This window comes from Azospirillum agricola (assembly GCF_020005195.1).
GTDB lineage: Bacteria > Pseudomonadota > Alphaproteobacteria > Azospirillales > Azospirillaceae > Azospirillum > Azospirillum agricola.
The window spans coordinates 247961-263830 of the sequence record NZ_JAIFZR010000006.1 but is presented as its reverse complement, the minus strand read 5'-3'; the positions used below and the strand labels follow the sequence as shown (position 1 = coordinate 263830).

Below are 15870 nucleotides of genomic sequence, written 5' to 3'. Positions count from 1 at the left end.
CCCGGTGCTGCAACGGCCGATCGAACATGGCGCCGATCTGGTGGTTCATTCCGCAACCAAGTTCCTCGGCGGACACGGCGACCTGATCGCCGGCGTGGTGGTGGGAGCGAAGGCGATCATCGACCGCATCCGCGGCCATGGTCTGCGCTACCTGACCGGCGCCACCATCGCGCCGCTGACCGCCTTCCTGCTGCTGCGGGGCCTGAAGACGCTGGAACTGCGGGTTGAGCGCCACAGCGCCTCGGCCGCCGCCATCGCGGCGCTACTGGCGGACCATCCCGCAGTGCGCCGCGTCGATTACCCCGGCCTGCCCGGCTCCCCGGCCAGGACATCGCCCGCCGCCAGATGAGCGGCTTCGGCGGGCTGGTCTCCTGCGAACTCGACGGCGGGCTGGAGGCCGGCATCCGCTTCATGAACCGGCTGGTGCTGGCCACCCGCGCGGTCAGCCTGGGCGACGCCGGAAACACTGGTCCAACACCCGGCCAGCATGACCCACGCCACCTACAGCGCGGAGGAGCGCGCCCGCCACGGCATCGGCGACGGGCTGATCCGCCTGTCCATCGGGCTGGAGAACCTGCCCGACATCCGCGAGGACATCCTCCAGGCGCTCGACGCCGTCACCCAGACGCGCGGCGCCATCAAATCCCCCTTGCAAGAGGTGCGTCCATGAGCACGCTCAACGAATATCTGCTTCAGAAGCGCATCGCCCATCAGGAGATCAAGGAACGGATCGCGCAGCCCGGCTTCGAGCCGCCGACCCTGTCGGCCCGCGTCAGTGCCGAGGGACGCAGCGGCATCCGCCGCATCCGCATCCGCGACCATCAGGTGATCAGCGACGCCCCGCCCAACTTCGCCGGCTACGATCTGGGACCGACCTCGCCGGAACTGCAACTCGGCGTGCTGGGCAGCTGCGTCACCCACATCACCCTGATCCAGGCGGCGGAGCTGGGCGTGCCGCTCGACAGCCTGGAGGTCGAAGTGGAGGGCGTGTTCGATCCGCGCGGCGGCAAGCCGGGATTCGAGCATATCCCGGTCTATCCGCAGAACCTGCGCTACACCATCCACATCGTCTCCCCCGCCAGCGCGGAGGCCATTGCGGAGCTTCACGCGACCGTCGAACGGACCTGCCCGATCCTGAACCTGCTGCGCCGCTCGCAGGAGGTCGTCTCCACCATCTCCCACCGGCAGCCGGAAATCGCGGCAGCCGACGTCTGATACACTGAAGACTCCGGAGCAATGTCCGCCATGACGGGTCGTTTTTTCGGGCGCATCGCGCGCGCCCTGTCCATCGGTGCCGCACTCGGCGCCGTTTTCGCCGCCACCACGGTTTGGGCTGCCGATCCCATCCATCTGAAGGTCGGCATCCGCGGCGGCATCAGCGAACCGATCTGGGAGATCGTCGCCAAGGTGGCCAAGCCGCGCGGGCTTGAGATCGAGCCGGTGGTGATGGCCGGCTCCCTCAGCCCCAACGAGGCGCTGAACACCGGCGACCTCCAGGCCAACGCCTTCCAGCATATCCCCTTCCTGCGCGACCAGATCGCCCAGCGCGGCTACAAGCTGGCCGTGGTCGGCAACACCTATCTGTCGCCCATCGCGTTCTATTCCAAGACATACAAGTCGCTGAAGGATCTGCCGAACGGCGCCAGGGTCGGTGTCCCCGACGATCCCAGCAACGAGAGCCGCGCGCTGATCGTGCTGCGCGACGAAGGGCTGCTGAGCCTGCGCGACGGCTTCGACGCCTACAACCAGACCGCCACCCTGGCCGACATCAAGGAGAACCCGCGCAAGCTGCAGATCGTCGAGGTGAAGTCGGTGGTTCTGGCCCGCTCCTACCAGGATCTGGACGCCGCGGCGATCATCTCCAGCTTCGGATCGCAGGTCGGGCTGAACGCCGCGCGCGACGGCATCGCCCAGGAGAAGCGCGACAACAATCCCAACGTCAACATCATCGTCGTGCGCGAGCAGGACAAGGACGCGCCGTGGGTCAAGCCGCTGGTCGAGTCCTTCCAGTCGCCGGAGGTCCGCGCCCACATCGAGAAGGAGTTGGCGGGCATCCTGATCCCCGCCTTCTGAACGGCCGCATCGCCATGACCCGCCCAACCCGGCAGAAAAGGTAAACCAGCGATGCTGTGGAAACGCGCGACCGCGGCCCTGGCCGTGGCCGATCCGGTCACTGCCGCCGTACCCGACCCGTCCTCGCCGCACATCCTGTTCGACGGCGTGCGCAAGACCTATCCCGGCGGGGTGGAGGCGCTGCAGGCGGTGTCCTTCGCCATCCCGCGCGGCAGCGTCTTCGGCATCATCGGCCGGTCCGGCGCCGGCAAATCGACCCTGCTGCGGGCGATCAACATGCTGGAGCGGCCCAGCGGCGGCCGGGTGCTGGTCGACGGCATCGACGTCGGCGGGCTGGGCGAGGAGGGTCTTGTCCGCCTGCGCCGCCGCATCGGCATGATCTTCCAGCATTTCAACCTGCTGTCGGCCAAGACGGTGCGGGAGAATGTCGGGCTGCCGCTGAAGGTGGCCGGGGTCGGCGCCGCCGAGGTCCGCCGGCGGGTGGACGAGCTGCTGGATCTCGTCGGGCTGGCCGACAAGGCCGATGTCTATCCGTCCAAGCTGTCCGGCGGACAGAAGCAGCGCGTCGGCATCGCCCGCGCGCTGGTCCACCGGCCGGAGATCCTGCTGTGCGACGAGGCGACCTCGGCCCTCGACCCCGAGACCACCCACGCCATCCTCGGCCTGCTGCGCGACATCAACGCCACGTTGGGGCTGACCATCGTGCTGATCACCCACGACATGGCGGTGATCCGGGCCATCTGCGACGAGGTGATGGTGCTGGACCGCGGCCACCGGGTGGAGCATGGACCGGTCTGGTCGGTGTTCGGCACCCCGCAGGGCGACGCCACCTGCGCCCTGCTGCGCCCGCTCCGGCACGGGCTGCCCGACGACATCGCCCGCCGGCTGCAAGCCGATCCGCCCGCGCAGGGCGGCGGGCAGGCGGTGCTGTCGCTGCGCTTCACCGGCGAAAGCCACCCCGACGGCATCTCGCTCGCCAGCCTGCTGGCGCTCGCCCCGGATGCCAGGCTGCTGCATGGCGGCATCGACCGCATCCAGGGCCATGCCCAGGGCGACCTCGTGATCGCCGTTCCCGTCGCGGCGATGCGCTCGGCCGCCGGCTCCCGCTTCTCCCCCGACAGCTGGAAGGTTCTCGGCTATGTCGCCGACGATGTTTGACCGCTATCTGCGCGCCTTCGGCGAAACGCTGACGATGGTCGGAGTGTCCGTCACCATCGCCATCGCCAGCGGCCTGACCCTGGCCCTGCTGCTGGTTGCTACCGCCCCCGGCGGCCTCTATCCGCGGCAGCGCTTCAACAAAGGGCTGTCGGTGGTGGTGAACGTCTTCCGGGCGATCCCCTTCATCATCCTGCTGGTGGCGCTGCTGCCCGTCACCCGGCTGATCGTCGGCACGACGCTGGGCATCTGGGCCGCCATCGTGCCGCTCAGCATCCACCTGATCGCCTTCTACACCCGCGTCGCCCAGGTCAGCCTGAACGAGGTCGACCATGGGCTGATCGAGGCGGCCCGAGCCATGGGCTTCCGCCGCTGGCACATCGTCCGCCACGTCATCCTGCCCGAGGCGCTGCCTGGTCTGATCGGCGGCATGACCGTCTGCGTGATCGCGATGATCAACGCCTCGGCGATGGCGGGAGCGGTCGGGGCCGGCGGCCTGGGCGACCTCGCCATCCGTTACGGCTACGAACGCTACGAGACCCAGGTGCTGTTCGAGATCATCGTGATCCTGATCGTGCTGGTGACCTCGGTACAGTTTGGCGGCGAGTGGCTGTCGCGCAGGGTCGATCATCGCCGCTAAGGCCATAATCAGTGACGTGATTGCCGGAGCGGCGCCGGCCACCGCCGAACCCTACCCTTCCCAGCGGTGGGAAAGAATGAAGCTGTAGCGCTCGGACCGGATGTGGAACACCGACCGGTCGGCGCAGCCGCCGCCGACGAAGACGGAACGGCGGTCCATCACCAGCACCGGCGCGCCCGCCGGCAGGCCGAGCGCCACCGCCACCTCCGCATCGGCCGCCGCCGCCTTCACCTCGATGTCGGCGCCGCCGACCGGCTTGCCGACGATGTCCTGCAGGATGCCGTAGATCGGCTTGTGCCCGACCGCCTGCCAGTCGACCGGCTCCAGGGCCGACGGCAGCAGGCTGCGGCCCAGGGCCACCGGCTCGCCATCCACCAGATGCAGGCGGCAGACCTCCAGGCACTGGGGGCCGAAATCCTCCCGCAGGTCCGGCGGCGTCGCGACGATCCGCGCCGAGATCGGCCGCATCGTGGCGTCCAGCCCCTGAAGCCGCAGGGATTCGTGGAAACTGCGCAGGCGGTCGAGCGGATGCTGCACGCGTTTGCCCGCGGTGAAGGTGCCCTTGCCCTTGCGGCGCTCGATCAGCCCGTCCGCCTCCAGCCGGTCGAGCGCCAGCCGGACGGTGACGCGACTGACGCCGAAGCGGGTCCCGATCTCGCTCTCCGTCGGCAGCCGTCCCGACGGCTCGAACAGGCGGGCCGCGATCTCGTCGCGCAGCCGGTCGGCGATTTGCCGGTACAGCGCCGTCGCGTTGTCTCGCACCACGGGCACTCTGGCGTCCCTCCCCGATTGATCGACCCAGCCAACAGATCGAGGCCGCCTTGATGCCACCGGCGACGGGACGGCTCAAGCGTCTATCCCGCCACGGTGCCGGCCGCGTGAATCCCGATTCAATTCCCTAGTTGCTACGTATTTTATAATATGTATTATAATGTATTATCTAGTTGAAGGGGTTGATCGGGAGGATAAAACGGACATGGACTGTGGAATTCAGGCATCTCCATCCGGCAGCCGTTTCGAGACTTTTTCCGATGATCGCTCCAGCGGTGCAGCCTTCCACGTCGATGGCGTGGATTTCGCCTATGACGGTGCGCACCCGGTTTTCCGCTCGCTGGCGCTGTCCGCCCGGCCGGGAGAGTTCGTGGCGCTGCTCGGACCGTCGGGCTGCGGAAAGACCACGCTGCTGAACCTGCTGTCCGGCTTCCTGCCGCCCAGCTCCGGCCGCATCACCATCGACGGCGAAACGGTGACGCCGGAGATGCCGGCGCTCGGCTATGTCTTCCAATCGCCGCAGTTGTTTCCCTGGCTCGACGTGCTCGACAATGTCCGCTTCGGCCTGCGGATGGCCGGCCGGCTGCCGGATGCGGAGCAGCGGGACAAGGCGATGGCGGCGCTGGCGCTGGTCGGGCTGGAGGCCGCGGCCGGCAAGTTTCCCCATCAGCTGTCGGGCGGCATGCAGCAGCGGGTGGCGCTGGCTCGCGCCCTGGTGCTGGAGCCACGCCTGCTGCTGATGGACGAGCCCTTCGCCGCGCTCGACGCCATCACCCGCGCCACCCTGAACGAGGAACTGCTGCGGCTGTGCGGCCGGCTCGGCCAGACGGTGCTGTTCATCACCCACGACGTGGAGGAGGCGGTGTTCCTGGCCGACCGCGTCGTGCTGCTCGACATCGCGCCGGCCGGCATCCACAGCGAACTGGCCATCGACCTGCGCCGCCCGCGCCGCCTGCGCGAGACGCGGCGGCTGGAGCGCTTCACCACCTTGACCGACACGCTGCTGGAGCGGATTTCCGCCATCGTCGCCGCGGCCTGAGCCGCAGCCGGGACCAGCCCCGACCAGAAGGATTTCGCGCATGAACCGGATTTTCGCCGCGGCCCTGTCCGCCGCCCTGTACGGCTCCATCGTCCTGCTCGCCGGCATCGCCCCGGCTGGGGCCGCCGCCACGGCCGACAGCCGGCCGCTCCGGATCGGCTGGGTCTTCGCCATGGCCAACGCTCCGGCGCTGGTCGCCGACCGCAAGGGCTTCTATGCCGAAGAGGGGCTGACGGTGGAGGCCAAGCCCTTCGGCGACGGACCGGTCATCCAGCAGGCGCTGGCCGCCGGCGAACTGGACGTCGCCTATATCGGCGCGCCGCCGGTCTACCAGTGGGCGGCGCGCGGGCTGGAAAGCCGCATCCTGGCCAAAGTGAATTACGGACAGGCGGCGGTGATCGCCAACAACCCTGCCATCGCCAAGCTGTCCGACCTGCGCGGCCGCAAGGTCGCCGGGGTGGCGCGCGGCAGCGGGATGGACGTGTTGCTGCGCGGCGTCGTGCTGAAGGAGGCCGCCGGCCTCGATCCCGACCGCGACCTGTCGGTGGTCTCCATGCCGGTCGGCAACATGAACGCCGCGCTGGACAGCGGCACGGTGGACGCCGCCTTCACCTGGGAACCCTTCATCAGCCAGCAGGTTCTGCGCGGTGCCGCGCATGTGCTGTTCGACGTCAACCAGGCGCTGCCCGGCTATCCCTGGTACGTGGTGATGGCGCCGAAGAAGACGCTGGCCGACCGGCCGGGCGATATGGTGAAGCTGCTGCGCGCCCATGCCAAGGCCATCGCCTGGCTGTCCGACCACCCGGCCGAGGGCGACGCCCTGATCGCCGAGGCGTTCAAGCTGGAGCCGGTCAAGCGCGTCGACGGCACAGAGGTCGCGCCCGCCGCGGTCGCCGCCGAGGCGCGCAAGCGGCTGGGCTGGTCGGACCGGCTGGATGAGAGCGACCTCGCCTTCATCCAGCGGCTGATGGACACATCGCTGGCGCTCGGCTTCATCCCGGTGCCGATGAAGGCGGCGGACATCGTCGACAGCTCCTACCTCCGCAGGGCGGGCCGCTGATGCGGACCCGGCTTTACGGCTGGGCGGCCTTCCCGGCGCTGCTGCTGGTCTGGAGTGCGGCCGCCTGGAACCTGCCGCCCTATGTCCTGCCGCAGCCCTGGACGGTGGCGGCGGAGGCGGTGCGCTGGCTCGACAGCGGCCAGCTCGCCACCCATGTCGGCGCCAGCCTGCTGCGCGAGGCCGGCGGCTTCGCCGTCGCCGTGCTGGGGGCGCTGGCGCTGGGTCTGGCCGGTGCGCTGTCGCCGGGCTTCCGCGCCTTCTCTGCCCCGCTGACCGGCCTGTTCATGGCGATCCCGCCTATCGCCTGGGCGCCGCTGTCGATGATCTTCTTCGGGCTCGGTTATGTCGCCATCACCATGGTGATCGTGGTCGCCGCCCTGTTCCCGATGGCGGTGACGGTGCAGGAGGGCTTTCTCGCCATCCGCAACGGCAACCTGCGCGCCGCCCGCGTGCTGGGCGCCCGCCGCTGGCAGCTGATCCGCCATGTCTATCTGCCGGCCTCTCTGCCCTTCCTGACCGCGGCGCTGCGCATCGGCTTCAGCCAGGCGTGGCGGGCGCTGGTGGCAGCCGAGATGCTGGGCGCCTCGCAGGGGATCGGCTGGATGGTGGCGATGGGCGGCCAGATCGGCAACGCCACCCAGGTGCTGCTGGGCGTCGCCATCATCGGCATGACCGCCTGGATCACCGAAAGCCTCGTCTTCCGCCGCATCGAGCGGCGCTACCGCCACTGGCACCTCGCCTGACCCGATAACCCGCAAAACCGGAGGAAACGCCGCCATGTCCGAAGCCCAGCCGCCTGTCCGCCACATCGCCCCCGTCGGGCTGTACGAGCGCAACAAGGACCGCCCCTTCCTGGGGTCGACCAGCTGTTCGCACCGCCGGCTGGTCGCCGGCGAATGGACCGAACTGCAACTGGTCTATGAAGTCGGGGCGTCGGGCCTCGCCGACGGAGCCGGCATCAAGCTGGCGATGAAGTTCTATTCGGACTGGGCGCTGTTCCAGACCAGCGACCCGCAGGCCGCCAACTATGTCTCGGCGGAGTATGAGGCCGGGCCGCTGGTGCCGGGGCAGAGCCCGGCGACCATCCAGGCGCTGAAGGTGCGCTTCGACCAGAAGGGCCATGAGCGTCCCTATCAGAAGGCCATCGTCATCGACGTGATCGACGGCTATCTCAACCCCGGCGACCGCATCGTCATCCGGCTGGGCGACCGGCGGCGCGGCGGGCCGGGCACGCGGGTGCAGAGCTTCGTCGAGCAGGGGTTCCGCTTCCGCGTCTTCATCGACCCGCTGGGCAGCCAGAAATATGCCGAGGTGCCGGGCGACTGCGTGATCGACATCGTTCCCGGCGATCCTGCCGCCCTGCGTCTGGTGGCGCCGCGCCTGACGGCACCCGGTCCGGCCAGCCTGCTGCTGCGCGCCGAGGATGTCTGGGGCAATTGCTGCACCGGCGGCACCATCGATGCCGCCCTGACCCTGGCGGGACCGCAGGGTGAGACCACGCAGAACCTGACGCTGTCTCCCAACACGGACGCCTATGGCTGGCTGGTCCATCGCCAGGAGGCCGGGCTGACCGAAGGCGAATGGCGCATCGCGGCGACCGCGGAGGGGCTGGTCCCGGCGGAGGCCTTCATCACCGTTGAGCAAGACGCGCCGCGTGCCTACTACGCCGACCTGCATGTCCATTCCAACGACACGGTCGGCACCAACGACACCGCCTACAACCTGTCCTACGGCAGCGACATCGCCGGGCTGGACGTGCTGGGCTACACCGCCAACGACTTCAACGTCACCGAAAAGGCCTGGAGCGAGGCGGTCGGGCTGATCGACAGCTTCAACGAGGCGGGCCGCTTCGTCTGCTACCCCGGCACCGAATGGTGCGGCAACTCGGCGGCCGGCGGCGACCACAATGTGGTGTTCCTGCGCGACGGCGTGCCGCAATTCCCCACCGACAGCCGGGGCCAGCCGGTCCGCTCCTTCGAATGGAACGAGTCCACGCGCGGCAAGCTGCGTCCCGGTGCCTGGCCGCTCGACGACCTCTATACCGCCTATCAGGACGACCCGGAAGGCCATCTGCTGATCCCGCATGTCGGCGGCCGGCGCTGCAATCTCGACTGGCATCATCCCGAGCTGGAGCGGCTGATCGAGATCGGCTCCGCCTGGGGCCAGTTCCACTGGGTCTATGCCGAGGCGCTGGCCCGCGGCTACCGGCTCGGCGCCTCGGCCAGCAGCGACGAGCACCAGGGCCGCTGTGGCGGCGGCGCGCCGGCCACAGCGGTGTTCGGCGCGCGTGGCGGGCTGACCGGGGTGCTGGCCGACCGGCTCGACCGCGCCACCATCGGCCGGGCGCTGCGGGCGCGCCGCACCTTCGCCACCACCGGGGAGCGCAGCTTCGCCAGCCTGCGGCTGGGCGACCGCTGGATGGGCGAGGTGGTGACGGCGTCGGCTGCGGATACGCTCGACTACCGGCTGCTCGGGGACCGCGGCTGGGAGAGCCTGCGGCTTTACGACGGCGAGACTCTGCTGTGGGAGCGCGACCTGCACCGCGAGCTGGGATTATCGGATCGGCGTATCCGCCTGCGGCTGGGCGGCGCCCGCATCAAGGACCGCTACCGCGGCGCCTATTGGAGCGGCGGCATCACCGTCACCGGGGCGGCGGTGCAGCGGGTCGAGCCCTTCGGCTTCGACCATCCTGAACAGGGCTGCTGGCGGCAGGACGCCACCACGGTGGCGCTGCGCACGGTGACCCACGGCGATACCGACGGGGTGGAGCTGACGCTGTCGCGGCTGGCCGGCACGCGCATCCGGGTGCAGCTCGACATCGGCACCTATGTGAAGGTCGGCAACCCGCTGACCCCGCCGCCCAACTCGCATGCGCCGGAGGCCGTGCTGGAGATCGACGGCGATGCGCTTCTGGATGCAGCCCGCTCGCCGGCCGGAGCCGTCAGCCGCCTGCTGCCCGGTACGGAACTGGAGGTGACGGTTGAGCGTGTCACCGAGGCGCCGCTGCCGCGTGACCTCGCCGGCCGCATCCCGCTGGCCGGACTGGATCTGGCGGCAGGCCGCGAGCACCCGCTGTTCCTCACCGGACGCCAGCGCGACCAGTCGCGGGTGTGGACCTCGGCGCTGTTCCTGACAGTGTGATCGCCTTGGCCCGCAGTGCCGGCTCGCCGGGATCGCGGGTCGCATCCGCGGGTCAGGGGGACCGCGGAAACATGCCGTGCCGCCATGCCGTCAATGCCTCGGCAACCGCCAGCGCGTGCGGCACGATCTCAGATGAGCCGGTCACTTCGCCCAGGCTGCCGCGGGTCGGCGGCCCGACGACGAACAAGGAGGTGACCGGCCGGCCACCGGCATCCAATGCCCGGCGCTGCCGGTCCACCTCCACCCCCAGACCAAGCGGATCCGGCCGGATCAACCCTTGGGCGGTCAGGGCCGCCAGCAGCGGGTTCCGGCCGAAGGAGGCTCCATGGCCGGCGCCGGTGCAGTTCACCAGGGCATCGTAGGTTCGCCCGGTCAGGGCGTCGCCGCCGCGCGGCCGATAGAGAACCCACAGACCGCCACCCTCATCACCGCGGGTGCCTGACGAATCGGCGTCGGCGTTCGCCCCGACCAACCGTCCGGCCAGGACCGAAAGACGCCCGTCCGTCTGCGCGGACGCCACCAGCCGGGCGACCTGCGGGGCCGCCTGGAAGCGGTGGGCGTCCCACCAGGGCCGCAGATGGCGCTGGAACCGCCTCCGCTCCTCGATGGGAAGGGCCGTCCACAAGGCACCGTTCTGAAGGCGCAGGCTTTCGAGGACGTCGGTCCAGGGCCGCCCCTGCCGGCCCGCGTCAGCGACGGCGGCACGCACCCGGCGCAGCAGGTCACGGACACCGGCAGGCGGATCGGCGGTGAAGTCGGTCCAGGAGTCGGCATGCCCGGCAGGGCGAGACCGCGGCACCAGACCATGGCGCGACAGGGCGGTCAGCGGTCCGCGATGGCCCCGGCCAAGCAGGGTCGACACCACGTCACCCATCGTCAGGCCGGTGCCGACGATCAGCACCCGGTCGGTCCGGCCGATGGGATCGAGCGCGCCGGGCGCCCATGGATCGGCGACGACCCGCTTGTGCCCCGCCAGCCCGGCCAGCACGCCCGGCAGTTCGGGCCCCGGGTTTCCGGTGCACAGCACCAGCGCATCGGCCTCCAGCACCCTGCCGCCGGCAAGCTCCACGACGAACCCGGTTCCCTGCGGCGATGCCAGCCGGCGGGCGGCGACGGCACGGTCGCGCCGGTGGGTCACCCGCACCGGCCCGGCCGCGGCGAACAGCGGGCGCAGCCTCTCGTCGAGATAACGCCCGAACACCGACCGCGCCGGATAATGCAGCCCGTCCGCCCAGCCGGCCGGATCGGCCTCCAGCACGCCGCGCTCCAGGCACCAGCGATGGAAATCCTCCTCGCCGCCCTTCCCGGCCTCCCCGGCCGGCCGTCCGGTCACCGCCGCCATGCGGACGGAGGGAACATTCACCCGGTGGCGCGGGTCGCCGCCCGCCGCGTAGGTCAGCCCGGCCCCGGGCGACGGCCGCGGGTCCACAAGCTCCACCTCGGCGGAGAAGCCGCCCGCGGCACCGGCGCGCACCAGCCCGGCCGCGACGCCGCTGCCCGACACGCCGGCACCGACGATGACGATCCGCAACGGCCGCGGCACGGTCACAGCCCCCCGCGATGGACGATCCGTCCGCCGACCAGCGTCAGACGGCAGCGCAGGTCGCGCAGCCGGTCCGGGTCGATGGCGGTGGGATCCTCCGACAGCACCGCGAGGTCGGCGGCGAAGCCGGGACGCAGCGGTCCCTTCCACCCCTCGTCGAAGGTCAGGGCGGCGCCGGCCACGGTGAACAGCCGCAGCGCCGTTTCGGCATCCAGCCGCTGATCGGGTCCGATCACCCGGCCGCTGGTCCGTTCCAGCCGGTTGCAGACCGACCACAGGGTGAAGAAGGGGTCGTGCGGGATGTTGTCGGTGGCGATGGCGGTCGGAATGCCCAGCCGCAGCAGATGGGCGTGCGGCACCACCAGATCGCCGCCATCCGGCTCGTCCAGATAAGCGGCCCCGCCCTTCCACAGGAAGTATGTCGGGATCGTCGTCACCAGCACGTCCAGCCGCTTCAGCGCCTCCAGGTCGGACAGCCGGGCCCGGCCGATATGCTCGATCACCCAGCGGCGGCCGGACAGCGGATGGCGTTCGTTGACCGCCTCCAGCACCGGCACCACCTCGTGCAGCCTGTCGCTGACGATGGTGTGCAGGCGCAGATCGTGCTCGGCGGCCAGGAAGCAGGCCTCGCGGAAGTCGGCCGGGGTCAGCGCCTGCTCGACGAAGCCCGACCAGCCGGTGTCGGGAAGATTGTCGCGGGCGCAGCAGGCGACCGCCGGGTCGCCGCCATAGGCGATGTGGACGCCCGACAGCCTCAGCCAGGGATCGCCCAGCCCGGCGCCGCGCGCGTGGGCCAGCCAGTCGCGCATGGCGCGGCGCGCCTCGGCGATGTCGGCCCAGCTCGGGCTGACCACCAGCCCGACCCGTACCGTCAGCTCTCCCATCTCCCACAGCCGGCGGTAGACCGAGATGGTCTGCGGCGCGGAGCCGTGCCCCTCGTAGATGCTGGTGGTGCCCTGGGCGTTGTAGAGCCGCTGGGACAGCCGCACGCCTTCCAGCCGTTCGGCGAAGCCGAAGCGGGGAACCGCCGGCAGCAGGTCGAACTCGACGGTCGGGCGGCTGTTGTGCTCGACGATCACGCCGGTCGGCTCGCCGCGCGCGTCCTTCAGGATCTCCACGCCGCCGCAGGTCGGCTGGCTGGCCGCGGTGATGCCGTTCAGCGCCAGCGCCCTGCTGTTCAGCGCGCTGTGCCCCGGCGGCTTGCCCCAGTTGCCGAACAGGCCGGGGATGTAGACCGGATGGTCCGGTGCCGCGCGGTCCAGCTCGTGCCGGTCCGGCGGCCTCCCCTCGGCCAGGGTCGCGGCTCCGTCGAAGAAGAAGGGCGGCGTGCCGATCGGCATGGTGACGATCCACTGGCCGGGCGGCGTCTGTGCCGCCACCGCCCGCACCCGCTCCAGGATGTCGCCGACGCTGCGCGCACCGGCCAGCGAGGGGCGCAGGCGCTTCAGCCCCTCGCGCTCCATATGGGCGTGGGCGTCGTTGAAGCCGGGGATCAGCGTCGCGCCACCCAGGTCGATGGCCTCCGTGGCGGCGGTGGCGAGCGCCGCGACCTCCTCCCCGCCGACCGCGAGGATGCGGTCGCCGGCCAGCGCCACCGCACTGGCACGCGGCCGGGTCGGATCGAAGGTGAGGATGTTGGCGTTGCGCAGGATCAGGGTGGGGGAAGAACTCGGTCCGCTCATCCGGCGATCCTCACGAGGCGGTGGTGTACCAGGGGAACAGGCGGCGGATCAGCGCCACGAACAGGCGGTCGGCGATGAAGCCGAAGGTGCCGAGCAGCACCAGCCCGATCAGCATGATGTCGACCCGGAACATCTGGTGGCCGGTGGACATCATGTAGGCGACCCCCTCCCGCGCGCCGGACAGCTCGGCGGCGACCAGCAGGATCAGCGAGACGGCGATGCCCTGGCGCAAGCCCGCCAGGATCATCGGCAGGGCCGCCGGCAGCACGACCAGAAGCAGCGTCGCCAGCCGCCCGGCGCCCAAGCAGGCGGCGGAGCGCAGATAGGCGGCCGGCACGTCGCGCACGCCGATGAAGGTGGTGATCCAGATCGGGAAGAAGCTGCCCCAGGCGACCAGCGCCACCTTCGACCCTTCGCCGATGCCGAACCACAGGACCGACAGCGGCACCAGCGCGATGGAGGGGACGGAGCGGAAGCCGTGCAGGATCGGCTCGCTGACATGGTGCAGCAGGCCGATGCGCGCGGTCAGCAGCCCGGCCGTCACGCCGGTCGCCGTCGCGATGGCAAAGCCCAGCGCCGCCCGGCGCAGGCTGGCCAGGATGTTGGCCGCGATCTCGCCGGACAGCAGCATCGGGACGAAGCTGTCGAACACCGCCGACGGCGGCGGCAACAGCACCGGATTGACCCAGGTGCCCAGCCGCGGCACCGCCTCCCAGACCGCCAGGAACAGCAGGATGCCGGTCACGTTCAGCAGGGCGCGCAGCCAGGCCGCCCGCCGCAGGCCGCGGCGATGGGCGCGGCGGAACTCTTCGGCGAAGGCGGCGCTGTCGGATCGCGCGTCCGCCGCAGAATGCCGGGGGGTGGGGAGGCCGGTGCCGGCCGCGTCGTCCGTCGCCGCCGTCACGCCGCCCTCCGTTCGCCGTCGCTCTGCTCGGCACCCCGGCTGCCGCGGGCCAGCGCCGCGGCGATGCGGGCATATTCCCGGCCGAACTCCGCCGAGCCGCGGTCGCGCGGATAGGGCAGATCGACCGCCAGATCCTCGCGGATCACCCCCGGCCCGGCCCCCATCACCACGACGCGCTGGGCGAGGAACACCGCCTCGTCGATGTTGTGGGTGACGAACAGCACCGACACTCCGGTTTCCCGCCACAGCCGCAGCAGGTCCTCCTGCAAATTGGTGCGGGTCATGGCGTCGACGGCGGCGAAGGGCTCGTCCATCAGCACCACCTCCGGCTCCACCACCAGGGCGCGGGCGACGGCGACGCGCTGGCGCATGCCGCCGGACAGCTCGTGCGGGTAGCGGTCGGCGGCATGGCGCAGCCCGACCCGGTCGAGCGCCTCCAGCGCCCAGCGGCGCCGCACGGGGGCGGAGACCCGCTGCATGCGCAGGCCGAACTCGACGTTCTGGCGCGCGGTCATCCAGGCGAACAACGCATATTCCTGAAAGACCACGCCGCGGTCCGGCCCCGGCCCGTCCAGCGGCCGGCCGCGGAAGCGCACGGCGCCGGAGGTCGGCTTGAGGAAACCGGCCAGCAGATGGATCAGCGTGGACTTGCCGCAGCCGGACGGGCCGATCAGGCAGACGAACTCGCCAGCCTCCACCCGCAGCGACACGTCGCTGAGCGCCCAGACCGGCGAGCCGTCGCGCGACGCATAGATCTGCGACACCCGGTCGAAATCGATCAGCGGCCCGCTCATGACAGGGTGACCCGGTCGGGCGCCACCGCCTTCAGCGGGCTATCGACGATCAGGCCGCGGAACAGCGCGCGCAGGTCCCCGGCCGGACGCTTGGCGAGGCCGGCGGCGATGGCCCATTCCGCCTCCGCCACCAGATCGTCGACGAAGCGGTCGTCGAAGGCGATCTTGAAGGTGAACTCGGAGGTCGCCTCCAGAATCTCCTTCGGCGGCGTGTGGATGCGACGCGAGATCAGGTCGGCCCAGCCGCCGTCGGCCAGGATGCGGCGTTCCGCCCCCTGCAACGCCCGGATGGCGCCGGCCACCAGTTCCGGCTTCTCCTTCACCACCTTTTCGGTGGTCAGCAGCAGCTGATGGCTCTGGAAATATTTCTCCAGCCCGTCCTGGGTCATCACCGCGGTCTTGCCGCCGGACTGGCGCTCGGCCACCACGGCGGACTGGCTGCTCCAGGCGAAGCCGTCGATGTCGCCGCGCACCAGGGCGGAGGTCATGTTGTTCGGGGTGAGGTCGACCACCTCGACGTCGCCCGGCGCCAGCCCGGCGAATTCCAGATATTTCGCCAGCATATATTGCCCGGAGGTGCCGACGCGGGTGGCGATCCTGCGTCCCTTCAGGCTGGCCGGCTTTGCCGGGTCGATGCCGCCGTCCTTGCGGACGACGATCTTCATGTCGCGCGAATAGCGGCTGTAATTCACCAGGATCAACGGCCGCAGCCCCTGCAACACGGCGAACACCACCGGCGTGTCGGTCGAGGCGGAGAAGTCGGCCGAGCCGGCGAGCAGCGCCTGCATCGAATCGCGCCCGCTCTCGAACTCCATGGTGCTCAGATCGAAGCCGGCCTCGGCCCAGATGCCGGCGGCCTCGGCGACGAAGGGCACCGCCCAGGTGTAGCCGGTGCTGCCATAGGCCAGTGTCGCCTTGGCCGCGGCGGCCTGCGCGCGGCCGGCACACAGCGGCCCGGCGGCCAGCATGCCGGCGGTGACAGCCGCGCCGGTCAGCAGGCGGCGGCGGTTCAGGCGAATGCCGAAGGGATCGGACACGGTCATGATCGAAAGGCTCCTGTCGGATGCG

General features: G+C 70.6%; 14 protein-coding genes and 1 pseudogene. 9 read left to right on the top strand and 6 right to left on the bottom strand.

Annotation, left to right across the window (positions count from 1 at the left end; translation table 11 throughout):
* The first annotated feature begins 4 nt into the window (after positions 1-4).
* The 5 genes and pseudogenes from JN22_RS35065 (at position 5) to JN22_RS30080 (ending at position 3868) form a co-directional block, all read left to right on the top strand.
* A pseudogene (locus JN22_RS35065) lies at positions 5-670 on the top strand (PLP-dependent transferase).
* Complete coding sequence (locus tag JN22_RS30100; RefSeq protein ID WP_085557589.1) at positions 667-1215, top strand: OsmC family protein; 549 nt, start codon at positions 667-669, stop codon at positions 1213-1215. The pseudogene JN22_RS35065 and the gene JN22_RS30100 overlap by 4 nt, the downstream one beginning before the upstream one ends.
* Positions 1216-1245: 30 nt before the next feature.
* Positions 1246-2073 (top strand): MetQ/NlpA family lipoprotein, encoded by an 828-nt coding sequence (locus tag JN22_RS30095; RefSeq protein WP_085557614.1) that lies wholly within the window; start codon positions 1246-1248, stop codon positions 2071-2073.
* Between the two features lie 51 nt (positions 2074-2124).
* Complete coding sequence (locus JN22_RS35285) at positions 2125-3231, top strand: methionine ABC transporter ATP-binding protein (RefSeq protein ID WP_085557588.1); 1107 nt, start codon at positions 2125-2127, stop codon at positions 3229-3231.
* A complete protein-coding gene (locus JN22_RS30080) occupies positions 3212-3868 on the top strand; it encodes a methionine ABC transporter permease (protein ID WP_085557587.1) in 657 nt (218 codons plus the stop codon). Before JN22_RS35285 ends, JN22_RS30080 begins: the two co-directional genes overlap by 20 nt.
* A gap of 51 nt (positions 3869-3919) precedes the next feature.
* Here JN22_RS30080 and JN22_RS30075 read toward each other — a convergent pair whose 3' ends face one another.
* Positions 3920-4639: a GntR family transcriptional regulator gene (locus JN22_RS30075; RefSeq protein WP_085557586.1), complete on the bottom strand. Its 720-nt coding sequence runs from the start codon at positions 4637-4639 to the stop codon at positions 3920-3922.
* A gap of 205 nt (positions 4640-4844) precedes the next feature.
* On the opposite strand from JN22_RS30075, the gene JN22_RS30070 reads away from it, so the two are divergent.
* From JN22_RS30070 to JN22_RS30055, 4 genes are read left to right on the top strand one after another with little or no spacing between them, the layout of a single operon-like run.
* A complete protein-coding gene (locus JN22_RS30070; protein WP_211099712.1) occupies positions 4845-5678 on the top strand; it encodes an ABC transporter ATP-binding protein in 834 nt (277 codons plus the stop codon).
* Between the two features lie 40 nt (positions 5679-5718).
* Positions 5719-6738, top strand: a complete 1020-nt coding sequence (locus JN22_RS30065) for an ABC transporter substrate-binding protein (protein WP_085557585.1) — start codon at positions 5719-5721, stop codon at positions 6736-6738.
* Positions 6738-7481, top strand: coding sequence for an ABC transporter permease (locus JN22_RS30060; RefSeq protein WP_085557584.1), 744 nt, complete (start codon positions 6738-6740; stop codon positions 7479-7481). The genes JN22_RS30065 and JN22_RS30060 overlap by 1 nt, the downstream gene beginning before the upstream one ends.
* A 34-nt stretch (positions 7482-7515) precedes the next feature.
* A complete protein-coding gene (locus JN22_RS30055) occupies positions 7516-9879 on the top strand; it encodes a PHP domain-containing protein (protein ID WP_085557583.1) in 2364 nt (787 codons plus the stop codon).
* Between the two features lie 52 nt (positions 9880-9931).
* Here JN22_RS30055 and JN22_RS30050 read toward each other — a convergent pair whose 3' ends face one another.
* The 5 genes from JN22_RS30050 to JN22_RS30030 are packed head-to-tail and all read right to left on the bottom strand — an operon-like array spanning position 9932 to position 15845.
* The gene (locus tag JN22_RS30050) at positions 9932-11422 is read right to left on the bottom strand and encodes an FAD/NAD(P)-binding protein (protein ID WP_179166302.1); all 1491 of its coding nucleotides are present in this window, start codon (positions 11420-11422) and stop codon (positions 9932-9934) included.
* A 2-nt stretch (positions 11423-11424) separates the two neighbouring features.
* Positions 11425-13104: an amidohydrolase gene (locus tag JN22_RS30045; protein WP_179166301.1), complete on the bottom strand. Its 1680-nt coding sequence runs from the start codon at positions 13102-13104 to the stop codon at positions 11425-11427.
* Between the two features lie 10 nt (positions 13105-13114).
* The gene (locus JN22_RS30040; RefSeq protein ID WP_085557581.1) at positions 13115-14008 is read right to left on the bottom strand and encodes an ABC transporter permease; all 894 of its coding nucleotides are present in this window, start codon (positions 14006-14008) and stop codon (positions 13115-13117) included.
* Positions 14005-14802, bottom strand: coding sequence for an ABC transporter ATP-binding protein (locus JN22_RS30035; RefSeq protein ID WP_085557580.1), 798 nt, complete (start codon positions 14800-14802; stop codon positions 14005-14007). Before JN22_RS30035 ends, JN22_RS30040 begins: the two co-directional genes overlap by 4 nt.
* Positions 14799-15845 (bottom strand): ABC transporter substrate-binding protein, encoded by a 1047-nt coding sequence (locus JN22_RS30030; RefSeq protein ID WP_143268853.1) that lies wholly within the window; start codon positions 15843-15845, stop codon positions 14799-14801. Before JN22_RS30030 ends, JN22_RS30035 begins: the two co-directional genes overlap by 4 nt.
* Positions 15846-15870 lie beyond the last annotated feature (25 nt).